The organism is Streptomyces venezuelae (genome assembly GCF_008642315.1).
GTDB classification, from domain to species: domain Bacteria; phylum Actinomycetota; class Actinomycetes; order Streptomycetales; family Streptomycetaceae; genus Streptomyces; species Streptomyces venezuelae_D.
Window position 1 is genome coordinate 4,313,835 of record NZ_CP029192.1, and the last position, 24,918, is coordinate 4,338,752.

The 24,918-nt window shown below is 70.7% G+C and carries 20 protein-coding genes; 12 read left to right on the forward strand and 8 right to left on the reverse strand.

The window, feature by feature from the left end; all coding sequences use genetic code 11:
* Positions 1 to 4: 4 nt before the first annotated feature.
* The gene (locus DEJ48_RS18615; RefSeq protein ID WP_150217283.1) at positions 5 to 979 is read left to right on the forward strand and encodes a helix-turn-helix transcriptional regulator; all 975 of its coding nucleotides are present in this window, start codon (positions 5 to 7) and stop codon (positions 977 to 979) included.
* Positions 980 to 1,079: 100 nt separating this feature from the next.
* Entirely contained in the window at positions 1,080 to 1,979 is a 900-nt protein-coding gene (locus tag DEJ48_RS18620) for a helix-turn-helix transcriptional regulator (protein WP_150217284.1), read from the forward strand.
* A 27-nt stretch (positions 1,980 to 2,006) separates the two neighbouring features.
* On the opposite strand, the gene DEJ48_RS18625 is transcribed toward DEJ48_RS18620, so the two are convergent.
* The 5 genes from DEJ48_RS18625 to dnaK form a co-directional block, all read right to left on the reverse strand.
* The gene (locus DEJ48_RS18625; protein ID WP_223832491.1) at positions 2,007 to 2,507 is read right to left on the reverse strand and encodes a hypothetical protein; all 501 of its coding nucleotides are present in this window, start codon (positions 2,505 to 2,507) and stop codon (positions 2,007 to 2,009) included.
* Between the two features lie 95 nt (positions 2,508 to 2,602).
* Complete coding sequence (locus DEJ48_RS18630; protein ID WP_150217286.1) at positions 2,603 to 3,058, reverse strand: heat shock protein transcriptional repressor HspR; 456 nt, start codon at positions 3,056 to 3,058, stop codon at positions 2,603 to 2,605.
* A gap of 4 nt (positions 3,059 to 3,062) precedes the next feature.
* Positions 3,063 to 4,253: a molecular chaperone DnaJ gene (gene dnaJ / locus DEJ48_RS18635; protein WP_150217287.1), complete on the reverse strand. Its 1,191-nt coding sequence runs from the start codon at positions 4,251 to 4,253 to the stop codon at positions 3,063 to 3,065.
* Positions 4,254 to 4,286: 33 nt separating this feature from the next.
* Positions 4,287 to 5,000, reverse strand: a complete 714-nt coding sequence (gene grpE, locus DEJ48_RS18640) for a nucleotide exchange factor GrpE (protein ID WP_150217288.1) — start codon at positions 4,998 to 5,000, stop codon at positions 4,287 to 4,289.
* Positions 5,000 to 6,865: a molecular chaperone DnaK gene (gene dnaK / locus DEJ48_RS18645; RefSeq protein ID WP_150170157.1), complete on the reverse strand. Its 1,866-nt coding sequence runs from the start codon at positions 6,863 to 6,865 to the stop codon at positions 5,000 to 5,002. The genes grpE and dnaK overlap by 1 nt, the downstream gene beginning before the upstream one ends.
* 361 nt (positions 6,866 to 7,226) lie before the next feature.
* On the opposite strand from dnaK, the gene DEJ48_RS18650 reads away from it, so the two are divergent.
* Positions 7,227 to 9,494 carry a (Fe-S)-binding protein gene (locus DEJ48_RS18650; protein ID WP_150217289.1) on the forward strand — a complete coding sequence of 756 codons (2,268 nt, stop codon included), beginning with the start codon at positions 7,227 to 7,229 and terminating at the stop codon, positions 9,492 to 9,494.
* 57 nt (positions 9,495 to 9,551) lie between these two features.
* On the opposite strand, the gene DEJ48_RS18655 is transcribed toward DEJ48_RS18650, so the two are convergent.
* Entirely contained in the window at positions 9,552 to 9,980 is a 429-nt protein-coding gene (locus tag DEJ48_RS18655; protein WP_150217290.1) for an ATP-binding protein, read from the reverse strand.
* 250 nt (positions 9,981 to 10,230) lie between these two features.
* On the opposite strand from DEJ48_RS18655, the gene DEJ48_RS18660 reads away from it, so the two are divergent.
* The 9 genes from DEJ48_RS18660 (at position 10,231) to DEJ48_RS18700 (ending at position 23,703) form a co-directional block, all read left to right on the forward strand.
* The gene (locus tag DEJ48_RS18660; protein WP_223832096.1) at positions 10,231 to 11,079 is read left to right on the forward strand and encodes a helix-turn-helix transcriptional regulator; all 849 of its coding nucleotides are present in this window, start codon (positions 10,231 to 10,233) and stop codon (positions 11,077 to 11,079) included.
* Positions 11,080 to 11,082: 3 nt separating this feature from the next.
* Positions 11,083 to 11,271 (forward strand): DUF397 domain-containing protein, encoded by a 189-nt coding sequence (locus DEJ48_RS18665; protein WP_150217292.1) that lies wholly within the window; start codon positions 11,083 to 11,085, stop codon positions 11,269 to 11,271.
* A gap of 1,875 nt (positions 11,272 to 13,146) precedes the next feature.
* Entirely contained in the window at positions 13,147 to 14,505 is a 1,359-nt protein-coding gene (locus DEJ48_RS18670) for an FG-GAP repeat domain-containing protein (protein WP_150217293.1), read from the forward strand.
* Positions 14,506 to 14,646: 141 nt separating this feature from the next.
* The gene (locus tag DEJ48_RS18675; RefSeq protein WP_150217294.1) at positions 14,647 to 16,041 is read left to right on the forward strand and encodes an FG-GAP and VCBS repeat-containing protein; all 1,395 of its coding nucleotides are present in this window, start codon (positions 14,647 to 14,649) and stop codon (positions 16,039 to 16,041) included.
* A 74-nt stretch (positions 16,042 to 16,115) separates the two neighbouring features.
* Positions 16,116 to 17,600, forward strand: coding sequence for an FG-GAP and VCBS repeat-containing protein (locus DEJ48_RS18680; RefSeq protein ID WP_150217295.1), 1,485 nt, complete (start codon positions 16,116 to 16,118; stop codon positions 17,598 to 17,600).
* A gap of 307 nt (positions 17,601 to 17,907) precedes the next feature.
* Positions 17,908 to 19,395, forward strand: coding sequence for an FG-GAP repeat protein (locus tag DEJ48_RS18685; protein ID WP_150217296.1), 1,488 nt, complete (start codon positions 17,908 to 17,910; stop codon positions 19,393 to 19,395).
* Positions 19,396 to 19,488: 93 nt separating this feature from the next.
* Entirely contained in the window at positions 19,489 to 20,937 is a 1,449-nt protein-coding gene (locus DEJ48_RS18690; RefSeq protein ID WP_150217297.1) for an FG-GAP-like repeat-containing protein, read from the forward strand.
* A gap of 116 nt (positions 20,938 to 21,053) precedes the next feature.
* Complete coding sequence (locus DEJ48_RS18695) at positions 21,054 to 22,559, forward strand: FG-GAP and VCBS repeat-containing protein (protein ID WP_150217298.1); 1,506 nt, start codon at positions 21,054 to 21,056, stop codon at positions 22,557 to 22,559.
* Positions 22,560 to 22,722: 163 nt separating this feature from the next.
* Positions 22,723 to 23,703 carry a Yip1 family protein gene (locus DEJ48_RS18700; protein WP_150217299.1) on the forward strand — a complete coding sequence of 327 codons (981 nt, stop codon included), beginning with the start codon at positions 22,723 to 22,725 and terminating at the stop codon, positions 23,701 to 23,703.
* An 86-nt stretch (positions 23,704 to 23,789) separates the two neighbouring features.
* On the opposite strand, the gene DEJ48_RS18705 is transcribed toward DEJ48_RS18700, so the two are convergent.
* Both DEJ48_RS18705 and dcd read right to left on the reverse strand, forming a co-directional pair.
* Positions 23,790 to 24,287 (reverse strand): phosphoribosyltransferase, encoded by a 498-nt coding sequence (locus tag DEJ48_RS18705; RefSeq protein WP_150217300.1) that lies wholly within the window; start codon positions 24,285 to 24,287, stop codon positions 23,790 to 23,792.
* 8 nt (positions 24,288 to 24,295) lie between these two features.
* A complete protein-coding gene (gene dcd / locus DEJ48_RS18710) occupies positions 24,296 to 24,871 on the reverse strand; it encodes a dCTP deaminase (protein WP_055565996.1) in 576 nt (191 codons plus the stop codon).
* Positions 24,872 to 24,918 lie beyond the last annotated feature (47 nt).

A 24,918-nucleotide genomic window follows, 5' to 3' on the forward strand; every position in this document is an offset into this window, starting at 1 on the left:
CAGCGTGCCCGTGGAACACATACCGCACGGAGCGGAGGACCTCTGCGAGCCGGGGGCCGCCGTCTACGCCCGCGCCCTGCGCGAAGGCAGGGTCAGCGGCAGCGACGCCGAACCGGCGCCCTGCCTCATCGACTTCGGCCTCCTCCACCCCGGCCCGGACGACATGACGTGGCTGCACCCGACCGCGCCGGCCGCCGCCCTCCCCATGCTCCTGCGCCCCATCGAGGACCGGCTCGCCCGCCACCGACGCCGCGAGGACGACCTCACCACGCTGTTCGAGTCGTTCATGGAGCTCGGCGGCGCCTCCCCGCCCGACGAGGAGAGCCCCGCCCTCAGCGTCCTGCTGGGCGGCCCCCGGATCCAGGCCGCCCTCGAGCACGCCGTCGGCGAGGCCGACCACGAGGTGCTCATCATCCAGCCCGGCGGCGAACGGCCGCCCGAGGCGCTGGTCCACATCGGCAATCGTCAGCAGATCATCCTGTCCCGCGGCGTCCGGCTGCGGATGCTCCGCGTGCACACGGCCCAGCAGTCCTCCGCCGAACTCGCCTACCTGGCCCGGCTGACCGGCGACATCGAGGCCCGCACCCTCGAAGAGGTCACCGAACGCGCCTTCGTCTTCGACCGGACCACCGCCTTCCTCGCAGCCGGCACGGGCGACAGCATCGCCCTCGAACTGCACCACCCGGCCCTCGTCGAGTACTTCGCCACCACCTTCTGGCGCCTGTGGCGCCTGGCCAAACCCCTGTGGCCCCGCGCCGCACCCCAGCCGTCCGACACCGGCGTACCCGCCCGCCAGCGCGCCATCGCCGGCTACCTCGTCGAAGGCCTCACCGACGCCGAGATCGCCGAACGCCTCGGCATGAACATCCGGACCGCACGCGTCCACATCGCCCGGCTCGCCGCCACCCTCGGCAGCCACAGCCGCGCCCAGCTCGGCTACCTCATCGGCCGGTCCGGAATCCTCGACCAGGCGCACTGACGCCCCGTCCAGAAGCAGTCACTTCACCTATGGGATTCGGCCCGGCCACTCCCACCCTGCATAGAATCGCGACGCTTCAACCAGGCAGGAGGGGGCTCGCATGGCCACGAAGCGCTTGCCGCACGCAGTCGAGGAACTCTGTGAAGCAGGACTGTCCGTCTACGCCCGTGCCGTGAGCGAAGGCCGGATCCACCGCAGCGAGGCAGGCGCCGTCCCCTGCCTCGTGGAACTGGGGCTCCTCCGCTCCGACCTCGACGATCGGCAGTGGCTGCGCCCCGGCTCCCTCCCCGCACCGCACGACGGATGCGCCGCCCACCTGCCCGCCTCCGAAGCCGCCGCCGCGGGCTCCTCCATCACCGTCCTCGACGGGATCAGCCGCATCAACTCGGCCATCGACCGGGCCATGAAAGACGTCAGGGACGAGTTCCTCGCCGTACAGCCAGGCGGCACCCGGCCGCCGGAGACCTTGGCCGAAGTCTTCCCCCGGGACCAGGCTCTCCTGACCCGCGGATGCCGCATGCGGACCCTGTACCAGCACACAACACGCCATTCTTTGCCCGTGCTCGCCTACTTCGAACAGCTCGACGGCGACATCGAGGCCCGCACCCTCGACGAGGTCACCGACCGGCTCTTCGTCTTCGACAGGACTGTCGCCTTCGTCCCGGCGAGCAAGGACCGCAGCATCGCCCTCGAACTGCGCCACCCGGCCCTCGTCGAGTACTTCGCCACCACCTTCTGGCGCCTGTGGCGCCTGGCCACCCCCATGTGGCCCCAGGCCGCGCCGCAGCCCTCCGAAGGCGGCATCACCACCCGTCAGCGGGCCATCGCCGGACTGCTCGTCGAAGGGCTCACGGACGCCGAGATCGCCGACCGGCTCGGCATGAACATCCGCACCGCACGCGTCCACATCGCCAAACTCGCCGCCACCCTCGGCAGCCACAGCAGGGCTCAACTGGGCTTCCTCATCGCCCGGTCGGGGCTCCTCAACCAGCAGGGCTGACGCCCCCGCCCTCCGTCCCGCGCGGCCTCAGGCCCCCGCCCACTCCCGCAGCAACGCCTCCCGCTCCGCCGCCCGGGGCGACCCGCCCTCGTGCCGACGCCCCCAGTCCGACATCGCGGTCAGCGTCGTCAGGAGGGAACCCGCGCCCTCCGTGAGGCGGGCCAGGACGGTGCGGGAGAGGTCGTACTCCGTCCGGGAGTAGCCGACCGCCGCCGCCGTGTACGCCGTCAGCTCGGTCTCCGTCTCCGTCGCGTCCTTGACGCGGACCGTCATCGTCGGCGCCTCGTCGTTGCCGCCGAGACCCACCGTGAGCACCATGTCGACCGCCACGCCCACGTGCCGCTTCAGGGTCTTCACCGGCACGTCGTCGATCGTCAGCGCGTGCACGTCCTCCCAGGACCACATGCCGGACTGCTTGTCGCCGAGGGCCAGCACGCCCTCCGCGGTCAGGCGCACCCCCGGGGCGAGCCCGGCCGGCTTCGCCCCCACGTACACGTCGCCCTCGGCGATCCAGAACAGCCCCACCATGGCCACGAACGGCTCCCCTCCCTATACAGCGATACAGGGCCGGGAGGTTGTCACCTCCCGGCCCTGTATCAGGGTACGAAACCAGCGTACGGAACCTACTGTTCCGTCGATCTCTTCGGCCGCCACACCACGAGCGCGCTCGCCTGCTGCACGTCCTGGTAGGGGACGAGGTCACGGCGGTACGAGGCGTGCACCGCCGCTTCACGCTGCTGCATCGCCGCCGCGGCGCCGTCCACGGCCGCGGAGAGCTCCGCGACACGGGCCTGCAACGCGGTGACCTGGTTCTCCAGCTCGATGATGCGCTTGATGCCGGCGAGGTTGATGCCCTCTTCCTGCGACAACTGCTGCACGGTGCGCAGCAGTTCGATGTCGCGGGCGGAGTAGCGTCGGCCGCGGCCCGCGGTGCGGTCCGGGGAGACCAGACCGAGACGGTCGTACTGCCGCAGGGTCTGCGGATGGAGACCGCTCAGCTGGGCCGCCACCGAGATGACGTACACCGGCGTTTCATCGGTCAGCTGGTACGGATTACGACGACGGCCGACCCTGTCCATGGGGTCACGCTCCCTTCGCGGCCTGGAACAGTTCTGCCCGCGGGTCGTCGCCCGCAGTCGCCTTGCGGTAGGACTCCAGGGCGTCCTTCGCCGACTCCGACAGGGAGGTCGGAACCGACACCTCCACCGTCACGAGCAGGTCGCCCCGGGTGCCGTCCTTGCGGACCGCGCCCTTGCCCCGGGCCCGCATGGTACGGCCGTTCGGCGTGCCCGCGGGCAGTTTCAGGGTGACCGGCGGGCCACCCAGGGTGGGCACCTTCACCTCGCCGCCGAGCGTCGCCTCCGGATAGGTCACCGGGACGGTGACCGTGAGGTTGTCGCCCTTGCGGCCGAAGACCGGGTGGGTGTCGACGTGCACGACCACGTACAGATCGCCGGCCGGGCCGCCCTGTTCACCAGGGCTTCCCTTGCCGCGCAGCCTGATCCGCTGACCGTCGCTGACGCCCGCCGGGATGCGCACCTGCATGGTGCGCGACGACTTGGCGCGCCCCGAGCCCTTGCACACCTCGCAGGGGTTCTGGGCGATGAGCCCGCGCCCCTTGCAGTCCATGCACGGGTCGGTGAGGGAGAACCCTCCGCCGCCGCCCCGCGAGACCTGGCCCGTCCCGACGCAGGTCGGGCACACGCGCGGTGTGCCGTTCTTGTCGCCGGTGCCCGAGCACGCCTTGCAGGGCGCCTGGGAGGACATGCGGAGCGGCACCGTCGCGCCGTCCACCGCCTCCGTGAAACTCAGCGTGACCTCGGACTCGATGTCCTGGCCGCGCCTCGGCTGCGTACGCGTGCCGCCGCCGGGGCCGCCGCCCCGGTTGAACAGGCCCCCGAAGACGTCACCGAGGCCGCCCCCGAAGCCGCCGCCGGCCGCTCCACCGCCACCCGGGGCGCCGCCTCCGAAGAGGTCGCCCAGGTCGAAGTTGAACGAACCGCCGCCGCCTCCGGGGCCCTGCCGGAATCCGCCGTTGCCGAAGAGAGCACGCGCTTCGTCGTACTCCTTGCGCTTCTTGGGGTCGCCGAGGACGTCGTTCGCCTCGGAGATCTCCTTGAAGCGCTCCTCCGCCTTGGTGTTGCCGGTGTTGGCGTCCGGGTGGTTCTCGCGTGCGAGCTTCCGGTACGCCTTCTTGATCTCGGCTTCGGTGGCGTCCTTGGGGACGCCGAGGACCTTGTAGTAGTCCTTCTCGATGAAGTCCTTGGTGCTCATCCCCGACGTCCCTCCTCACTCATGTCGTGACCGTCAGCCCTCGTCCGGGCCACCGGTCTCCTTCTCGTCCGCCGCCGCCGCGTCGGGAGCGGAGTCGGCCGACTCCTCGCCCTTGACGGTCTGCGCGCCGGGCTGCGGCTCGGCGACGGCCACCCGCGCGGGGCGGATGGTGCGCTCGCCGATGCGATACCCGGGCTGCAGGATCGCGACGCAGGTCGTCTCGGTGACGTCCGGCGCGTAGCTGTGCATCAGGGCTTCGTGGATCGTCGGGTCGAAGGGCTCGCCCTCCTTGCCGAACTGCTGAAGGCCCAGCTTGGCGACGACCGTCTCGAGCGACTCGGCGACCGACTTGAAGCCGCCCACCAGCTCGCCGTGCTCACGGGCGCGGCCGATGTCGTCGAGGGTGGGGAGGAGCTCGGAGAGGAGGTTCGCCGAGGCGATCTCCTTCACCGTCACCTTGTCCCGCTCCACACGACGCCGGTAGTTCTGGTACTCGGCCTGCAGCCGCTGGAGGTCCGCGGTGCGCTCGTTGAGCGCGGTGCGCACCTGGTCCAGCTGGGCGGTCAGGCCGACGTCCTGGGCGTCCTGTGCGGACGTCTTGTTCGCTGCTGCGTCCCCGGCCGGGGCCGCCGGGCCCTCCTCGGTGGAGGGCTCGGCGGCCTTCGGCGCCGCGTCATCAGGGGTGGCGCCGGAGGGGACGTCAGGCTTCTCGGCGTTCTCGCCGAAGCCCGGGGTCTCCTCGGTCATCAGGCGGCGCCGCCCTTCGCGTCACCGGGCTTCTCGTCGTCGACGATCTCGGCGTCGACGACTCCGTCGTCCTCCTTGGCCTGGTCGGCACCCGGGGCGGCGCCCTCGGGACCGCCCGCGGCCTGCGCGCCCTGGGCGTCGGCGTACATGGCCTGGCCCAGCTTCTGCGAGACGGCGGCGACCTTCTCGGTGGCGGTGCGGATCTCGGCCGTGTCCTCGCCCTTGAGCTTCTCCTTCAGCTCGTTGACGGCTTCCTCGACCTCGGTCTTCACGTCACCGGGGACCTTTTCCTCGTTGTCCTTGAGGAACTTCTCGGTCTGGTAGACGAGCTGCTCGCCCTGGTTGCGGGACTCGGCGGCCTCGCGGCGGGCGTGGTCCTCGTCCGCGTACTTCTCGGCCTCTTCGCGCATCCGGTTGACCTCGTCCTTCGGCAGCGAGGAGCCACCGGTGACGGTCATCTTCTGCTCCTTGCCCGTGCCCAGGTCCTTCGCGGTCACGTGCATGATGCCGTTGGCGTCGATGTCGAAGGAGACCTCGATCTGCGGGACACCGCGCGGGGCCGGCGGCAGGCCCGTCAGCTCGAACATCCCGAGCTTCTTGTTGTACGCCGCGATCTCGCGCTCGCCCTGGTAGACCTGGATCTGCACGGACGGCTGGTTGTCCTCGGCGGTGGTGAAGATCTCCGACCGCTTGGTCGGGATCGTCGTGTTCCGCTCGATGAGCTTCGTCATGATGCCGCCCTTGGTCTCGATGCCGAGGGACAGCGGGGTCACGTCGAGGAGCAGGACGTCCTTGACCTCACCCTTGAGGACACCGGCCTGGAGCGAGGCGCCGATGGCGACGACCTCGTCCGGGTTCACACCCTTGTTGGCGTCCTTGCCGCCGGTGAGCTCCTTGACGAGCTCGGCGACGGCGGGCATGCGGGTGGAGCCACCGACGAGAACGACGTGGTCGATCTCGGAGAGCTGGATGCCCGCGTCCTTGATGACGTTGTGGAACGGCGTCTTGCAGCGCTCCAGGAGGTCGGACGTGAGCTGCTGGAACTGGGCGCGCGTGAGCTTCTCGTCCAGGTGCAGCGGGCCCTCGGCGGACGCCGTGATGTAGGGCAGGTTGATCGTGGTCTCCGTGGAGGAGGACAGCTCGATCTTGGCCTTCTCGGCCGCCTCGCGCAGGCGCTGGAGCGCCATCTTGTCCTTGGAGAGGTCCACGCCGTGGCCGTTGTTGAACTGCTTGACCAGGTAGTCGACGACGCGCTGGTCCCAGTCGTCACCACCGAGGTGGTTGTCGCCGTTCGTGGCCTTCACCTCGACGACGCCGTCGCCGATCTCGAGGAGCGAGACGTCGAAGGTGCCGCCACCGAGGTCGAAGACGAGGATCGTCTGGTCGTCCTTGTCGAGGCCGTACGCCAGGGCGGCGGCCGTCGGCTCGTTGACGATGCGCAGGACGTTCAGGCCCGCGATCTCGCCGGCCTCCTTGGTGGCCTGGCGCTCCGAGTCGTTGAAGTACGCCGGGACGGTGATGACCGCGTCGGCCACCTTCTCGCCCAGGTACGACTCCGCGTCGCGCTTGAGCTTCTGGAGGATGAACGCCGAGATCTGCTGGGGGTTGAACCCCTTGTCGTCGATGTCCACCTTCCAGTCGGTGCCCATGTGGCGCTTGACCGACCGGATGGTCCTGTCGACGTTCGTGACCGCCTGGCGCTTGGCGACCTCGCCGACGAGCACCTCGCCGTTCTTCGCGAAGGCGACGACGGACGGCGTGGTCCTGGCGCCTTCGGCGTTGGTGATGACGGTGGGCTCGCCGCCTTCGAGAACGCTGACGACGGAGTTAGTCGTGCCCAGGTCGATGCCGACCGCACGTGCCATTTCGGTTCCTCCAGATGTACTTCTTGAGTGGATCTGACTCAAGCATGCATGAGCGCTGCGCTGGCGTCAACAGATGTGAGTCGAGGGCACTCAACTCTTATCCGGCACTTACGCGCAGGTAGGACCCCTTCCGGGGGTGGGTTGCTTGACTGCGGGTGCGTCGTGGCTGGTCGCGCAGTTCCCCGCGCCCCTGGCAGCACCACCGCGCCCGGCGCCCCTCCGTACGCGCGAAGGGTTGCCTGAGCGACGCAGATCACCGCCTTGCTGGCTACAGTGCGGCGGAGTAAGTGGGTAGTCTCAGACGGACTGCATAAGTTACCGCTTAGTAATAGTTCGCCTCGCAGGCCCGAGGAGCCCCCAAATGCAACTCGCCGCGATCATCGTGTCGCTGGTCCTAATCGCGGTCGGCGTCGCGCTGTTCGGCCGTGCCATCGTGCAGATCTACAAGTTCGTGCGACTCGGCCAGCCCGTGCCCGCCGGACTCAGGACCGACAACCCCTGGCAGCGCACCCTCACCGTGGTCAAGGAATTCCTCGGCCACACGCGCATGAACAAGTGGGGCATCGTCGGCTTCGCGCACTGGTTCGTGGCGGTGGGCTTCTTCTCGCTGCTGCTGACGATCGTCAACGCCATCGGCCAGCTCTTCAAGGCCGACTGGATGCTGCCGATCATCGGCGACTGGGCGCCGTACAACATGTTCGTCGAGTTCATCGGCACGATGACCGTGCTCGGCATCCTCACGCTGATCGTCATCCGGCAGCTGAACCGCCCCGACAGGCCGGGCCGCAAGTCCCGCTTCGCGGGCTCCAAGACCGGCCAGGCGTACTTCGTCGAGACCGTCATCCTCATCGTCGGCGTCTGCATCTTCACGCTGCACGCCCTCGAAGGTGCCCAGCACCACGTGGACAGCTACGAGGCGTCGTTCTTCATCTCGTACCCGTTCGTCTCCTGGTTCGCGGGGATGGACCTCTCCACCCTCCAGAACCTCACGTACTTCTTCGCCGGGCTGAAGATCGCGACCTCCTTCATCTGGATGATCGTGGTCAGCCTGAACACCAACATGGGCGTGGCCTGGCACCGCTTCCTCGCCTTCCCGAACATCTGGTTCAAGCGCGAGGCCGACGGCGGCACGGCGCTCGGCGAGCTGCAGCCCATGACGTCCGGCGGCAAGCCGATCGACTGGGAGGACCCGGGCGAGGACGACGTCTTCGGCGTCTCCCAGGTCGAGCAGTTCAGCTGGAAGGGCATCCTCGACTTCTCCACCTGCACCGAGTGCGGCCGCTGCCAGTCGCAGTGCCCCGCGTGGAACACGGGCAAGCCGCTCTCCCCGAAGCTCCTCATCATGTCGCTGCGGGACCACGCGCACGCCAAGGCGCCGTACCTGCTCGCGGGCGGCGGCAAGACCATGGAGGGCGAGGAGAAGGCTTCTGCCGAGGCCCTGAAGGACGTGCCCGCGGCCGCCCTCGCGGAGGCCGAGCGCCCCCTCATCGGCACGGTCGAGGAGAACGGCGTCATCGACCCCGACGTCCTGTGGTCCTGCACCACGTGCGGCGCCTGCGTCGAGCAGTGCCCGGTCGACATCGAGCACATCGACCACATCGTCGACATGCGCCGCTACCAGGTGATGATCGAGTCGGCCTTCCCCTCCGAGGCGGGCACGATGCTCAAGAACCTGGAGAAGAAGGGCAACCCCTGGGGCCTCGCCAAGAAGCAGCGCCTGGAGTGGACGAAGGAAGTCGACTTCGAGGTGCCGGTCGTCGGCAAGGACATCGAGGACCTCACCGAGGTCGAGTACCTGTACTGGGTCGGCTGCGCCGGCGCCCTGGAGGACCGCGCCAAGAAGACGACGAAGGCCTTCGCCGAGCTGCTCCACATCGCGGGCGTCAAGTTCGCGATCATGGGTGGCGACGAGAAGTGCACGGGTGACTCGGCCCGCCGCCTGGGCAACGAGCCGCTGTTCCAGCAGCTCGGGCAGGAGAACGTCGCGACGCTGAACATGGCGTTCGGCGAGGACGACGAAGACGAGTCGACGAAGAAGCCGAAGACGGCGAAGAAGATCGTCGCCACCTGCCCGCACTGCCTCAACACGCTCGGCAACGAGTACCCGCAGCTCGGCGGCGACTACGAAGTCATCCACCACACGCAGCTGCTCCAGCACCTCATCGACGAGGGCAAGCTGATCCCGGTGACGCCGGTCGAGGGTCTCATCACCTACCACGACCCGTGCTACCTGGGCCGCCACAACAAGATCTACACGCCTCCGCGCGAGATCATCGGCAAGGTCCCCGGCCTCCGCAACGAGGAGATGCACCGTCACAAGGAGCGCGGCTTCTGCTGCGGTGCCGGTGGTGCGCGCATGTGGATGGAGGAGCGGATCGGCAAGCGCATCAACACGGAGCGGGTGGACGAGGCGCTGTCCTTGAACCCGGACATCGTCTCCACCGCCTGCCCCTTCTGCCTGGTCATGCTGACCGACTCCGTCAACGGCAAGAAGAACGACGGCCAGGCCAAGGAGTCCCTCCAGGTCGTGGACGTCGCGCAGCTCCTGCTCGACTCGGTCAAGACGCCGGCGGACCCGGCGGACGAGGCGGAGTCGGAGGACGCGCCGGAGCCGGAGCCGGTGAAGTAACCGGCTCCGTCGCCCGACCCCGTTCCCTCCTTCCGGAGGGGGCGGGGTCTTCGCGTTTCAGGCGGCGGCCACGGCGCCCGTCAGCTCGCACCACACGAGCTTGCCGCGGCGGTTTTCGTCCTCCCGCTCCCGCGCGCACCACCCCCACCCGTCAGCACATTCCCGTACGATCCCGAGCCCTCTGCCCGCCGTCTCGTCCCACCCGGTGGTCCCCCGGGCCGGGGACGGAGGCGTGGGGTCGGTGTCCCACACCCCGATGCGGAGCACCGCCCCCGCCCACTGCATGCGCAGGGCGGCGGGGCCCTTGGTGTGCTGCACGGCGTTGGCGATCAGCTCGGTGGCGACGAGCTCGGCGGCTTCCGCGAAGTGGGGCAGGCCGTGTGCCTTAAGGATGAGGCGGAGGGTGTGGCGGCTCACGGGGACGGCGAGGGGGTCGTTGGGGATGGTGAGGGTGTAGGCCCAGGTCTCGGTCACGGTTTCCGGCATCGGTGAACTCCGTTGTTCAGTACGGATGTCTGGCCTGACGCGGCGGTCTCCTGGCGGTGGCTGTGGCGCAGCGGCCATGGCATGGCGGTGCGGTGCGCTTCCGTTGGTCCGGGACCTCAGCGTGTGCGACGCGTCACTGACGGTAGAGACTAAGGTTAGTCTCGCGCAACCGGTCGTCGTAGTCTGGTCACCCAACGGAGTGACCAACTGCCGGATCCGTGACGCGCGTTGCGGGAAGGGTGAGATACGAGTGCCACGGAAGCAGCCCACAGCGCGGCAGGAGCGGCTCGGTTGCGAGTTGCGCAAGATGCGCGAGGCGGCCGGACTGACAGCGCGCGAGGCGGCCCGCCTACTGGGTGCCGTGCCCGTGACGATGAGCCAGATCGAGTCCGGGGTCACGGGCGTGAGCGAGGCGCGATTGCGAAAAATGGCAGCGAATTACGGCTGTACGGACGGGCAGTTGATCGACGCGCTGGTGAACGTGGCGACTGATCGGACACGGGGGTGGTGGGAGGAGTACCGGGAAGTCCTGGGGCCCGCCTTCGCGAACCTGGCCGAGCTCGATCATCACGCGCACCGCATGACAGTGATCGGCACCTCTCACGTGCCGGGGCTGTTCCAAACCGAGGAATACGCGCGAGCAGTCTTCACGTACTGGCGTCCTGACCTCGACGAGGACGCAGTGCGTCTGAGGGCGGAACACCGCATGCGACGTGCGGCCGTACTCAACCGCGCGGAAGCGGTGCCGTACACCGCGATCATGCACGAGGCGGTCCTACGCACCCGCGTCGCGGACAGACGCGTCGCACGCGCCCAGCTCGACCACGTTCTCCGCCTGTCGGAACTCCCGCACGTCACAGTGCGGATGATTCCCCTGGACGTGGACGGCTTCGGAGGCGGCGGCGCGGGGATGCTGTACGCAGCGGGACCGGTAGCAGCATTGGACACGGTTCAGATGGACACTCCCAACGGGCCGTTCTTCGTACACGAGGCCTCGCAACTTCGCAGGTTGCGGAGGATCTTCAGCAAAGCCGAGTCCCTTTCCCTTGACGCGGCCAAGACACGAGAGTTCATCCTGCACTTGGTCAAGGAGCTGTAAGCCATGCCGCAGTGGCAGAAATCCTCGTACTCCAACGGCACCGACGGTGCGGACTGCCTCGAACTCACGCTTCGGCGAGACGCGTTGCTGCTACGCGAGAGCGACGAACCCGACCGCGTGCTCACCCTCACCCCCGCCGCCCTCTCCGCCCTGATATCGCACGCCACGCAGCCGGCCGTGATCCGCAAGTGACCGAGGCGGCGACTTCGGGGCCCGCGCCGGATGGTCACCGGGGCCGCCCGGGGTTTTGCGGAGTGTGGCGGTTCCGGGCCGGCAGTAAAGGGCGCTCCGCTGCGCTACGCGTCGGCTTCGCCGATTCCGCTTCGCTCCACCCTTGACTACCGTCCCTCCACCGCGACTTGACCATGACCCGGACGGCCAGGGGTGGGGCCGACGGGGACGGCTGGGATGGGTCATCCCCTCACGTGGCCGGGTGCGGCCCGTCTCAACGTGAGCGCACGTCACCGTCCGGGGCGCGGCCCCGCCGCTCGGGCCATCCCCTCGCGTGGCCGGGTGCGGCCCGGCCCAACGCAAGCGGTGGTCATGGTTCGGGTCGGGTCATCCGCTCTCGTCGCCGGGTGCGGACCGGCTCATCGTGAGCGCGTGGCATGGTCGATGTGCCGTGTCCGGTCAGGGGGCCGCGCCCTCCGGCACCTACTTCTGAAAAGTTGCGAATGGAGTCGCCGCGCGCCCCCTCGGCAGACCAAACGCGCCCCTGCCGCCATGCCGGTTCGCTGTGTGGGAGGCGGGCTCCGGCACCTACTTCGGGAAAGTTGTGAATGCCGTAGTCGTGCGCCCCCCCTCGGCAGACCAAATGCGCCCCTGCCGCTATGCCGGTTCACTGTGTGGGGCGGGCCCGGGCACCTACTTCGGGAAAGTTGTGAATCGGTTAGCCGCGCACCCCCTCGGTGGCATGGATGCGCCCCCGCCATGCCAGTTCGCCGGGTCGGATGTGTGAGATGGGTGGGGGGTGGGGCGGTGCCCGGGGCCTGGGGTGAGGGGCGGCGAGGGTCGGCACGCCGTGGACCCGGGGGGATCATGCGGGACCGACCGTAGGACCGCCGCTTCCCCACCCCCCTCCGGCACCTACTTTCGGAAAGTTGTGAACCGACCCGGCGCGCGCCCCCTCCCGCACCCCGCGCGCCTCCTCGCCCCCCCACCTATCAAGCGCACCGGACACAGCAAACGGGCACACCAAGGGGCGCACTCGATCCTGCGAGGGGGCGCGCGGCGAAGGCATTCGCAACTTTCCCGAAGTAGGTGCCGGAGGGGGCGGCCCGGCTCGACCGCCAGAGGGGCGCATTCGTCCTGCCGAGGGGGCGCGCGGCCAACCGATTCGCAACTTTCCGAAAGTAGGTGCCGGAAGGGGCGGCCCGACTCGCCCACCGGGGGCGCATTCGCTCCGCCGAGGGGGCGCGCGGTGAGTCGCTTCGCAACTTTCCGAAAGTAGGTGCCGGAGGGCAAAGCCCAGGCAGCCCACCGGCAGATCCACCCTCACTCCCACCCACGATGAGCCGGGCCGCACCCGGCAACGAAAGCGGCCGACCCGCCCCGAACCGTGAGGGCGACTCGCGTTGGGCCGGGCCGCACCCGGCAGCGCGAGCCGATGGCCCGAGCGGGGAGGCCGCCGCCGGACGGTGACGTCCGCTCACGTTGGGCCGGTCCGCACCCGGCAGCGAAAGGGAATGACCCGAGCAACCGTCCCCGTCGGCCCCACCCCTGGCCGTCCGGGTCAAGTTCAAGTCGCGGTGGAGGGGCGGTAGTCAAGGGTGAAGCGCAGCGGAATCGGCGAAGCCGACGCGCAGCGCAGCGGAGCGCCCTTTACTGCCGGCCCGGAACCGCCACACTCCGCAAAAGTCCGGGCGGCCCCGGCAACCATCCGGCGCAGACCCACCGAAGTCCCCGCCGCCCACCCCTCCCACGGCACTGGACGTGATGGAAACGGGACCCTCCCGGGCTCCTCCCGCGAAGGGCACAGGAGCATCATGGGCTGGTTGTTGTCGACTGTGGCGTTCGGGATGGGTGAGAGGCATGCGGAGTGCCGGGGTGCGGGGCGCGAAACGGGGCATGCGACCCGGTCGGTCCGCCGGAGTGGCCGCCGTCGTGAGCTGCGCACTGCTCCTCGCAGGCTGCGGAGGCGGCGACGGCGACGGCGACGCGAAGCCCGGCGCCGACAAACACCGGCCCGTCAGCATGGCGGGCAAGAGCGCGGCGCAGCAGCCCATACCGCCCGGCAAGGGCAGCAAGGTCGACGACGACTTCAACGGCGACGGCGCCCGTGACCTCGTACTCGACGATCTCGTGCACCCCGACCACGGCGACGACGCGGGCATCGGGATCGTGTACGGCGGCACGCGGGGCAAGCGCGGACTCACCCCCGGCGCGCGGCAACTCGTGAGCGCGCACACCAACGGCGCCCGTACGAAGGGCCGGCTGCCCGCCGCCTTCGACGCCGAGGCCTCCTGCGACCTCGACGAGGACGGCTTCAGCGACCTCGTCGTGTCGACAGATCCGCCCTACGACGGGCAGGGGCAGCCCCCCGTACCGCTGCAGATCCTCTTCGGCTCGCCGAAGGGCCTCACCGGCAAGGCCGTGAAGCTCGACGTGCCCGCGCAGGCACGTTTCGGCAACGACTGGCCGGACCAGCCGGTCTGCGGCGACTTCGACGGGGACGGCGCCAACGACCTCGTACTGCACGCGAGCGGCGCCCGGCTCACGTACCTGCGCGGCCCGTTCAAGCGGAGCGGCGCCCCGCGCGCGGCGGGCAAGCCCGTCACCGCGCCCGGCAACAGCCTGGTGACCGGCGAGGCCACGGACGTCGACGGCGACGGTTACGACGACGTACTCGTCCGCAAGGCTGCCGACGCGAAGGGCGCAGCCAGGAGCGCCCTCGTCATGGGCGGCCCCCAGGGCCCCGACGAGACCGGCGTGCTCTTCCCCGCGGGCAAGGACATCACCTTCGGCCGCTTCGGCGAGGGGAAGGGCACAGACGCGGCGATCGCGTCGCCCAAGGGCGTCGCCCTGCGCTACGACGTGCCAGGCACCCTGCGCGGCTCCATGGAGGCCAAGGACATGGCCGTCGACACGGGGGACCTCGACGGCGACGGCCTGAGCGAGCTCGTGCTGAGCGGCGCGGCGAGCGGGTCCGGAGGCGGCGCGTGGGACGTGCGGGTCTTCCGGGGCCGTACGTCGGACCTGGCGCCCAACGCCACCGCGCTGATCGAGCCGCCGGGCAAGGGCACGACCGAAGTCCTTCAGGTCGCGGACTTCGACGGCGACAAGCGGGCCGACCTGGTCGTGCGTACGCACCGGGGGGACAGCCAGGACGTCGTGGACGTCTACCCGGGCCGCCCGGGAGACCTCGTGGCGCGCGAGCCGAGGATCACGTTCTCCACGGCGGACTTCCTCACCCTGAGCGGGGAGTGACCAACTGCCGTTCACCTCACGGCAACCGCACAACTCCCCCCACACAACCCTTCATACGCCTCACGTGTCACACCCCCTGGAAGCCATACCCAAAGGCTCGCCCCAAGGCCCATCCCAAGGCCCACCCCACGGGAGACCCACGTGCGCGTAAGAAACCTGGCCGTCACCGCCACCGTCGCGGCCCTCGCCGCGGCAGGGCTGGCGCTGCCCATGGCCGGTACGGCGAGCGCCGCCTCCACCCTGAAGGACGACTTCAACGGTGACGGCTACCGCGACCTCGCCATCGGATCTCCCGACTCCAACTCCGTCACCGTGACGTTCGGTTCGGCCGCCGGAGTGTCCGAGCGCCGTTCCGTCACCGTCACCCAGAACACCGCGGGCGTGCCCGGAGTCACCGAGCCGGGCGACGAGTTCGGCGAGAACGTGACCAGCGGCGACGTGAACGGCGACGGCTTCGCGGACCTGATCGTCGGCGCACCCGGCGAGCAGGTCGAGGGCAAGCCGTCCGGCTCCGTCTCCATCGTCTACGGCGGCGGGAACCCCTTCACCTCCGGCGGCCGCGCCCTGAACTCCCCCGCCGACACCTCGGGCCGCTTCGGCGAGGCCGCCGTCTGGACCGACCTGGACTACGACGGCTCGCCCCAGCTGGCCGTCATAAGCGGCGACAACTGGTACTTCTACTCCGGCGCGGGCGAGAACGGGCGCGTGCACGGCCTGGAGGTCGACTTCATACCCGAAGGCGTCCGCCTGGACGGCATGGTCGCCGGCACCTTCAAGTACAAGGAAGGTGTCGGCTTCGTCCTGTCCGGTGAACGCGCGGACGGCGGCGCCTGGACCGCGCACATGAACGGCGGCGTCGGCGACTACGGCTACCGCGCCGAGATCCTCGCCGAGGGCGGCGACCCGACGGCGACGCGCGACGCGGCCACCGCGGGTGACGTCGACGGCGATGGCTACGACGACCTCATCACCGGCAACTCCCGCGACACGGCGGGCGGCAGGGGCGGTTCGGTCACCGTGCGCCGCGGCGGCGACGGCAAGTTCGGCGCCCCGGTGACGTACAACCAGGACAGCGCGGGCGTGCCGGGCGCGGACGAGGCGGGAGACGGCTTCGGCGCCGCCGTCTCCGCGGGCGACGTCACCGGCGACGGCCTCGCGGACCTCGCGGTGGGCGCCCCCGGCGAGACGGTCGACGGGGTGGCCGGAAGCGGCAGCGTCACCCTGCTCACGTCGGTGCGTGGCGCCTACTCCTCGGGTCGCGCCTGGCACCAGGAGACGGCGGGCGTGCCCGGCGTCGCCGAGGAGGGCGACCGCTTCGGTACGTCCGTACGCCTCAAGGACATCAACAAGAACGGCAGGGCCGACCTGGCCACCGGCGCGCTCGGCGAGGACATCGGCACGACGCGGGACGTCGGCGCCGTATGGGTCCTGCGCGGCACGTCGACGGGCCTGACCACGTCCTCCGCGGCCTCGTTCAACGGCACGGACTTCGGGGCCGACGGCCCGGGGGCGGGGTTCGGGCGCGCACTGCGCTGAACTGCGCTGAACTGCACCTTCGAGCACCACTACAGCAACTTGCTCATCTCAGAACCACGTTGGGGGACCCCATCATGCCTACGCACGCCCGTAACCACCTCCTCGGCGCGGCCGCGCTCTGCGCCGCCACCGCCCTCGCCGTCACCGGCCTGACCGCGGGCAACGCCGCCGCGGCCGGCCCCGCCGACGCCTCCGCCGATGCCCGCGTCGACGCCCCCTCGAAGATCCGCGGCGACTACAACGGCGACGGCTACGTGGACCTCGCCGTCGGCGTGCCCAGTGCCACCGTGGACGGCAAGGCCAAGGCCGGATACGTCAACGTCGTCTGGGGCGGCGCGTCCGGCCTCGGCAAGCACGGGTCGACGACCGTCAGCCAGGCCACGGCCGGCGTGCCCGGCACCGCGGAGGCGGGCGACGCGTTCGGGTTCGCCGTCGCGTCGGACGACATGAACGGCGACGGCTACAGCGACCTGATCGTCGGCGCGCCCGACGAGGACACCACGGTGGGCATGAGCGTCGGTACCGTCGCCGTCGTCTGGGGCGGTGCGAACGGCTTCAAGGGCGGCTTCACCGCGGCCAACGGGAACTTCGACAGTTCGCAGTACGGGGCGCAGCTCGCCACCGGCGACTTCGACAAGGACGGCGACAAGGACATCGCCTTCAACGCCCACTTCGACGAGTCCAGTTCCGTGCGGGTGCGGCCGGGACCGTTCACCACCGGCTCGCCCGCCACGCTCGAACGGGTCATCGGCTGGCACTTCGCGGGCTCCACCGCCCTCGCGAGCGGTGACTTCGACGGCGACGGCGGCGACGACCTGGCCGTCTCGTACAACGGCATGGAGATCAGCGGTACGACGGTCATGAACCGCGCGTCGGGCGAGTGGAAGGAGACGTGGCACACGTCCGACCGCACGAACACGTCGCTCGCGGCCGGCGACTTCGACGGGGACGGCACGACCGACCTCGCCGTCGGCAACGTACAGCCCAACCCCGAGACCGAGCAGACCACCTGCGCGGACCGGCTCGGCGGCGCGGTCCTCAGCGTCTACGGCAAGAAGGACGGCGCCCTCGGCGACGGCGGCACCGCGTGCACGACCCAGGCCTCGCCCGAGGTCGGCGGCACGGCGGAGGCCGACGACAACTTCGGCGCGCACCTCGCCGTCGGCGACCTCGACCGGAAGGGCGGCGACGAGCTGATCGTCGGCGCCGACGCGGAGGCCGTCGGAACGGTCAAGAACGCCGGTACGTACTGGACCCTCGCCTCGTCCGGCGCGGGCAAGCCCTTCACGGGCCCCGCCTTCAGCCAGAACACGGCGGGCGTCGCGGGCACGGCGGAGGCGGACGACCACTTCGGCGAGTCCGTCGCGACCGGCGACTACAACGGCGACTCCCTCCCCGACGTCACGGTGGGCGCGCCCGGCGAGGACGGCCTGAAGGGCGGCGTCTGGTACGCCCCGAGCCCGAAGGACGGCGGCCCGCGCCCGGCGGTCACGTCCGTGACGCCGGGCAAGCTGGGGCTCGCGGGGGCACGGGAGTACGGGATGGTTCTCGGGCGGTAGGCAGCGGTAGGCGGGCGCCGTCGGCCACCCGCCGCAGTCAGACTCCACACCGTCGAATCACCGGCTTCGCCGGGTTCGTCCTCAAACGCCGGACGGGCTGGAATCTCCGCCCCGCCCGTCCGGCGACCGAGGAGTGAGACAACTCGGCGCCCCCGTACAACCCTTGCCCCCCACCATCGGTCTCTCCTTCGCCGACCGCGGCATGACGCCCGGGCCAACGCCCGGCAAACACGTCACGCCCGACGCACCCCATGGACATCGACTGCGGATGCCCGCCAGGCATCCCCGCACGCTGCAGGAGAACCGCATGGCCAAGCACAAGCGCACCTCCACCACCGGCCGCTCCAGACGTACGCGGCTCGCCGCCGCGACGGCCGCCACGGCCGCGCTGACCGGTGGACTGCTCGCCGCCACGGGAGCCACCGCCTCCGCCGCCCCGGCCGAGCCGCTGCCCTCGCACGAGGCCGACTTCAACGGCGACGGCGTCGCCGACCTCGCCACCTCCGCGCCCGACGCCCACGTCTCGGGCAAGGAGTCCGCGGGTCAGGTCACCGTCACGTACGGCGGCTCGACGCTGCGCCACAAGACCTTCAGCCAGAACAGCGCGGGCGTCCCCGGCTCCGCCGAGACCGGCGACCTCTTCGGCTACGACACCGCGTACGGCGACTTCGACCGCGACGGCTACGACGACCTCGCGATCGGCGCGCCCGGCGAGGACGTCGGCAGCGACACGGACGGCGGCACCGCCCAGATCCTGTGGGGCTCCGCGAACGGCCTGTCCGGCGGCACCACGCTCAAGGACCCCCGCCCCGGCGGCCACGACTTCTTCGCCGCGCCCATCGAGGCCGGCGACTTCGACGGCGACGGCGGCACCGACCTCGCCATCGGCGCCCGGTCCGGCGCGGCCACCATCGACGTCGTGAACGGCAAGATCTCCCGCTCCACGGGCACCGGCAGCCGCCACTACACGATCAAGCCCGCCATCCAGAGCGGCGAGGGCGCGGGCCCCTTCAACCTGCACTCCGGCGACGTGAACGGCGACAAGAGGGAAGACCTCATCGTCGACGGCTACTCCACCGGCGACAGCTACAACGCCAACCTGTGGGTCCCCGGCACCCCCGACGGACTCAAGACCACCAACCAGCAGCGGCTGCCCGGCGGCATCATCACCGACGTCGGCGACACGGACAACGACGGCTACGGCGACATCGTCATCGGTCTCGAGTGGGACGACGGCATCGACGGCGCGAACAAGGGCGGCACGGTGTACGTCGCCCACGGCGCGGCGAACGGCCCGTACGGCGAGACGCAGGTCTTCACCCAGGACACGGCGGGCGTCCCGGGCGCGGGCGAGAAGGGGGACTCGTTCGGCAACGAGCTCGACCTCGGCGACATCAACGGCGACGGCCACCTCGATCTGGTCGTGGGTGCGGCGGGCGAGGACCTCGACGGCGTCAAGGACGCGGGCGCGGTCACCGTCATCTACGGCAAGGCGGACGGCTCGGGCCTCTCCACGGACGGCGCGGTCTTCCTCGACCAGAACACGCCGGGCGTCCCCAACTCCAACGAGACGCACGACTTCTTCGGCTCGGACGTCCACGTCGACGACCTGAACGGCGACGGCCGGGGCGACGTCACGGTCGGCTCGTACGGGGAGAACGGCACGAACGGCGCGTTCTACCCCCTGATCAGCAAGCAGGACGGCACCCTCGCCGGTTCGTCGGGCGTCTACACGTCGACGGTGGGGATCTCGGCGACGGGTACGCCGCGCCTCGGCATGAACTTCGCCGACTGACCCCTACAGGTCACCCCTACCGCTGATCACCGGGCCCGCACCGCCGGTGCGGGCCCGGCCGCCCCTACCCCTCCCTTTCCTCCCGGAGCCCCCGTGCGCACCCGCGTCCTCCTCCTCGCCGCGTCCCTGACGGCGACCGGCCTGCTCGCCCTCCCCACCACGACCGCGGCCGCCGCGCCCTCCCGCCTCGCGGGCGACTTCAACGGCGACGGGTACCGCGACGTCGTCGTGGCGGCGCCCGACGCCAAGATCTCCGGCAAGGCCGAGGCGGGCGCCGTCGTCGTCCTGTACGGCTCGGCGTCGGGCCCGCGCGCCGCGAAGAAGCAGCTGATCTCGCAGGCCTCCTCGGGGGTGACGGGGGCCGCGGAGTCGTACGACCGGTTCGGCCAGACCGTGGCCGTCGCGGACCTCGACGCGGACGGGTACGCCGATCTGCTGGTCGGAACTCCCTACGAGGACGTCGGCGACGCGAGGGACCGCGGCAGCGTCACCGTGCTGTGGGGCGGCGCCCAGGGCCTCAAGTCCGGTGCGCTGCTGCCCACTCCCGGGGGCAGGTACGGCGACGCGGGCTGCATCTACGGCGTGGGGCTCGCGGCCGTGCAGGCGTCCGGACGCGCCCGGAGCGCGGTATCCGTCGCCGGATGGTGCGCGACCCGCAGTCTGACCGGCCCCTTCACCAGGGCGGGCAAGCCCGCCTCCGCCTCCACGAGCGCGATGGGCACCGGCTCCGTGGACGACACGGTCCTCGGCGACCTCGACGGCAACGGCTACGCCGACACGGTGGCCATCACCGTGGGGATGTCCGACCTCCCCGAGGGCGCCGTGTACGTGAACCCGGCCGCGAGCGGCAACCGCCCGCTGCCCACCGACGGCGACAACGCCACCGTCGGTGACGTCAACGGCGACGGCTTCGGCGACCTCGTCATCGGCGACCCGGGCGACATGGAGGTCGACGGCACCCCGCAGCCCGGCACCGGCCACAAGGGCGGGCAGATCGCGATCTGGCCGGGCAGCGCGCGGGGCATCGACCCCGCGGCCCGGCCCATCCTGATCAACCAGTCCACGCCCGGGGTCCCCGGCGCCGCCGAGTCCGGCGACTCCTTCGGCACCGACGTCGCGGTGGCCGACATCGACCACGACGGATACGGCGACATCGCCGTCGGCACGCCCGGCGAGAACCTCGGTTCGGCGGGGGACGCGGGCACGGTCGTCGTCGTCCCCGGCGGCCCCCAAGGCCCCACCGGCGCACGCTCGTTCTCCCTCTCCCAGAGCTCGGCGGGCGTCCCCGGCACCGCCGAGAAGGCCGACCGCTTCGGCACGACGGTCCACTTCGCCGACCTCAGCAAGGACGGCCGCCCCGAACTCGTCGTCGGCACACCGGGCGAGGCGCCCGCCGGCGCCAACCGTGACACGGGCGGCATCTGGGTGTTCCGGGGCACGGCGACGGGCCTGAGCCTCGGCACGTCGTACGACGTGATGGCGGGCGAGGTCGGTCTGCCCACGATGTCGGACACGAACTGGGCGTCGGTGCAGGCGCCGTGACGCACACGACCCCTGCGACCCCTGTGTCCCCGGCGACCCCAGCGACCCCTGTGTCCCCGGCGACCCCAGCGACCCCAGCGACCCCCTTGACCGCTACCCGCAGAGTTGGAGCCCTCATGCGCTCAGCCACGCACCCACGTCCCCGCACCCTCGCCTTGGCCGCGGCGACCGTCCTGGCCGCGACCGGCCTCACCCTCCCCCTCACGACCGCCGCCACCGCAGCCCCCGCCGCCCCACCCGCCCCGTCCGCCCCGCTGAAGGCCGACTTCGACGGCAACGGATACGCGGACCTCGCCGTGGGCGTGCCCGGCGGAACCGTCGACGGCAAGGCGAAGGCGGGATACGTGAGCGTCGTCTTCGGCGGCCCGGGCGGCCCGGGGTCGAGCAACGTGCGGCGCATCACGCAGGCCACGGTCGAGGTACCCGGCACGCCGGAGGCCGGCGACCGCTTCGGCGCGGCGGTCACCACCGCGTACATAGACGACGACAAGTACGCCGACCTGGTCATCGGCGCCCCCGGCGAGGACATCGACGCCAAGACCGACGCGGGTTCCGTCACCGTCCTCTACGGGACGGGCGACGGCTTCGCGCTGGCCAACACGGCGGCCCGGGGCGCGAAGACCGGCGACGCGTACGGAAACGCGCTGACCGCCGCCGACTTCACCGGCGACACGGACGTCGACCTGGCGATCGGCGGCAAGGACCAGGTCGTCTTCAACGGCAACCCGTACGCTGCCGACACCTCGCCCGGCCTGGCCCGCCGCATGGGCGGCCGCGCCCCCGTCCTCACGACCGGCGACTTCGACTCCGACGGCCTCCCCGAGCTGGCCGTCGCGTACTACGAGCAGAGCGCCACCCGCACGCAGTCCCACGTCCAGCTCTACCGCTACGACAAGAACGACGAGGTCCCCGACGCCTTCGACCTGACCTGGAGCAGCGACAACAGCGCGGCGAACGCGCTGGCCGCGGGCGACTTCAACGGCGACGGCCACACCGACCTCGCCCTCGGCAACTGCCGCGAGATCGCCGACGAGAACATCGACGACCCGTGCGGCCCCGAGGAGCTCGCCGAGGGCGGCGGCACCCACATCCACTACGGGGACGGCGACGGACTCGTATGGGAGGGCCAGACCCTCAACCAGGACACCCCCGGCGTTCCGGGTGTCGCCGAAAAGGGTGACGACTTCGGCAACGCGCTCGCGGCCGCGGACATCGACGGTGACGGCAAGGACGACCTGATCGCGGGCGCCCCGGGCGAGGCCATCGGCAGCGCGGCCCGCGCGGGTGCCGTCACCGTCCTGAAGGGCGGCGCGAACGGCATCCTCACGGAGGACGGGCAGGCCGTCGGCGCGGTCTCGTACCAGCAGAACTCCCCCGGCGTCCCCGGCGGCGCCGAGGCGGGCGACCTGTTCGGCGCGGCGCTCGCCTTCGCGGACCACAACGGCGACGGCAGCCCGGACCTCTCGGCCGCCGCGCCGGGTGAGAACGCGTCGGCGGGCGGCGTGTGGAACCTCCCCCACCTCGCGACCGGCACGACAGGCGCCTCGGTCGTCACCCCGAACTCGCTGGGGCTGCCGACTTCTTCGGGCCCGCTGACGTACGGGGCGTCGCTGGCGCGCTAGATCTGCCCGTACGGGAGCACCCTTCCAGGCATACCCTCCCAGGCACACCCGTGCGGGAACACCCTTCCGGGAACCCCTAGGGGTTGTCACAGGTCGGCCGCAAAGCCGCGTCTCCTCCCGAGGAGGGACGACCCCACCCCCGCAGACCAGGTACGTTCGATTCGTGGCTGGATTCAGGATCGGACGCGGCCGGGACAACCGCGCCCCGCGACCGCAACAACAACCGCAACCGCACCAACAACCGCGGCAGCAGCCGTACGGACAGCAGGCCCCGCAGCAGGGAGGGCAGCAGCCGTACGGCTACCCGCCTGTGCCGTCGGCCCCGCAGTACGGGGGCGGCGCACCGCACGGTGGCGGCGGCCGGCCCTACGGTGGCGGTGGCGGCAACCAGCAGTGGCCCCAGGCGGGCGGCGGCGCCGGCAACCACGGCGAGCCGGAGTACTTCGGCGGCCCCGACGACCACGGCCACGGCGCCCCCCAGGGCGGCTACGACCCGTACGCGGCCAACAACCCCGGGCACACGCAGGCCTTCTCCATCGGCGAGGACCCGTACACGCAAGGCGACACGTACCGCGCGGGCCAGGCGAGCGCCGCCCCCGTGGGCCCGCGCCTGCACTGGAAGGACCTGCTCCGCGGCGTCGTACTGCGCCCCGGCCCCACCTTCTTCCAGATGCGGGACTACGCGATGTGGGCCCCCGCCCTCATCGTCACGTTCCTCTACGGCACGCTGGCGATCTTCGGCTTCGACGAGGCCCGCGAGGACGCGATCAACGCGACGCTGTCCTCGGCGGTCCCGTTCGTCCTCACCACGGGCGTCGCGATCACCATCAGCGCGTTCATCCTGGGCGTGGTCACGCACACCCTCGCCCGCCAGCTCGGCGGCAACGGCGCGTGGCAGCCGACGGTCGGCCTCTCCATGCTGATCATGTCGCTGACGGACGCGCCCCGCGTGATCGTGGCGATGTTCCTCGGCGGCGGCCAGCCCTTCGTCCAGCTGCTCGGCTGGGCGACGTGGATCGCGGCGGGCGCGCTGCTCACGACGATGGTCAGCAAGTCCCACGACCTGCCGTGGCCGAAGGCGCTGGGCGCGTCGACGATCCAGCTGCTGGCGATTCTGTCGATCATCAAGCTGGGCACGTTCTAGGTAAGAGGCGCAACGAGAAGGGCCCGGCGACCAAGTCCACCGGGCCCTTACTCACGTACTCACGCGTCGAGGAGCTGCGCTGCCCCTCACGCGTCGAGGATCTGCCCCTCACGCTTCACGACGGGCGGCTCGACGCTCCACGGGAAGTTGATCCACTCGTCGGTGCGCTTCCACACGTACTCGCACTTCACGAGGGAGTGCGACTTCTCATAGATGACGGCGGACCGCACCTCGGCGACGTGGTCGAGGCAGAAGTCGTGGACGAGCTTCAGCGTCTTGCCGGTGTCGGCGACGTCGTCGGCGATCAGCACCTTCTTGTCGGTGAAGTCGATGACGTTGGGAACGGGCGCGAGCATCACAGGCATCTCGAGCGTCGTCCCGACCCCCGTGTAGAACTCCACGTTCACGAGGTGGATGTTCTTGCAGTCGAGTGCGTACGCGAGCCCGCCCGCGACGAAGACGCCACCGCGGGCGATGGAGATGATCACGTCGGGCTGGTACCCGTCGTCGGCGACGGCCTGCGCGAGCTCGCGCACCGCATGGCCGAACTTCTCGTACGTAAGGTTCTCGCGCATGTCACTCATGCTGGATGTCACACCTGTGTCCGATGGAAATTGAGGAAGGACCGGGAGGCGGTGGGCCCCCGTTGTCCCTGATAACGCGACCCGTACCGCTCCGACCCGTAGGGGGCCTCGGCGGGCGAGGTGAGCCGGAACATGCAGAGCTGCCCGATCTTCATACCGGGCCAGAGCTTGATCGGCAGAGTCGCCAGATTCGAGAGCTCCAGGGTCACGTGCCCACTGAACCCCGGGTCGATGAACCCGGCGGTGGAGTGCGTGACGAGTCCGAGCCGCCCGAGGCTGGACTTGCCTTCGAGCCGACTGGCGAGATCGTCCGGCAGGGAGATGACCTCGTACGTCGATGCGAGCACGAACTCCCCGGGGTGGAGGATGAACGGCTCGTCGCCCTCGGGCTCCACGAGCCGCGTCAGGTCGGCCTGCTCGACGGAGGGGTCGATGTGGGGGTAGCGGTGATTCTCGAACACCCGGAAGTAGCGGTCCAGCCGCACGTCGATGCTCGAGGGCTGCACCATGGATTCGTCGTACGGGTCGATCCGCACCCGTCCGGAGTCGATCTCGGCCCGGATGTCCTTGTCTGAGAGAAGCACGCACCGAGGATACGCAGAGCGCGCGGGCCGTCCCCAATCGGACAGGA

Excerpts from the sequence above, each read along its gene's own strand:
- DEJ48_RS18625 (WP_223832491.1), bottom strand. The coding sequence starts at position 2,507 with ATGGTGGGGCTGTTCTGGATCGCCGAGGGCGACGTGTACGTGGGGGCG.
- DEJ48_RS18695 (WP_150217298.1), top strand. The coding sequence starts at position 21,054 with ATGCGCTCAGCCACGCACCCACGTCCCCGCACCCTCGCCTTGGCCGCG.
- DEJ48_RS18685 (WP_150217296.1), top strand. The coding sequence starts at position 17,908 with ATGGCCAAGCACAAGCGCACCTCCACCACCGGCCGCTCCAGACGTACG.
- DEJ48_RS18620 (WP_150217284.1), top strand. The coding sequence starts at position 1,080 with ATGGCCACGAAGCGCTTGCCGCACGCAGTCGAGGAACTCTGTGAAGCA.
- DEJ48_RS18665 (WP_150217292.1), top strand. The coding sequence starts at position 11,083 with ATGCCGCAGTGGCAGAAATCCTCGTACTCCAACGGCACCGACGGTGCG.
- dnaK (WP_150170157.1), bottom strand. The coding sequence starts at position 6,865 with ATGGCACGTGCGGTCGGCATCGACCTGGGCACGACTAACTCCGTCGTC.
- DEJ48_RS18630 (WP_150217286.1), bottom strand. The coding sequence starts at position 3,058 with ATGGACAGGGTCGGCCGTCGTCGTAATCCGTACCAGCTGACCGATGAA.
- DEJ48_RS18680 (WP_150217295.1), top strand. The coding sequence starts at position 16,116 with ATGCCTACGCACGCCCGTAACCACCTCCTCGGCGCGGCCGCGCTCTGC.
- DEJ48_RS18705 (WP_150217300.1), bottom strand. The coding sequence starts at position 24,287 with ATGAGTGACATGCGCGAGAACCTTACGTACGAGAAGTTCGGCCATGCG.
- DEJ48_RS18655 (WP_150217290.1), bottom strand. The coding sequence starts at position 9,980 with ATGCCGGAAACCGTGACCGAGACCTGGGCCTACACCCTCACCATCCCC.
- dnaJ (WP_150217287.1), bottom strand. The coding sequence starts at position 4,253 with ATGAGCACCAAGGACTTCATCGAGAAGGACTACTACAAGGTCCTCGGC.
- DEJ48_RS18670 (WP_150217293.1), top strand. The coding sequence starts at position 13,147 with ATGCGACCCGGTCGGTCCGCCGGAGTGGCCGCCGTCGTGAGCTGCGCA.
- grpE (WP_150217288.1), bottom strand. The coding sequence starts at position 5,000 with ATGACCGAGGAGACCCCGGGCTTCGGCGAGAACGCCGAGAAGCCTGAC.
- DEJ48_RS18650 (WP_150217289.1), top strand. The coding sequence starts at position 7,227 with ATGCAACTCGCCGCGATCATCGTGTCGCTGGTCCTAATCGCGGTCGGC.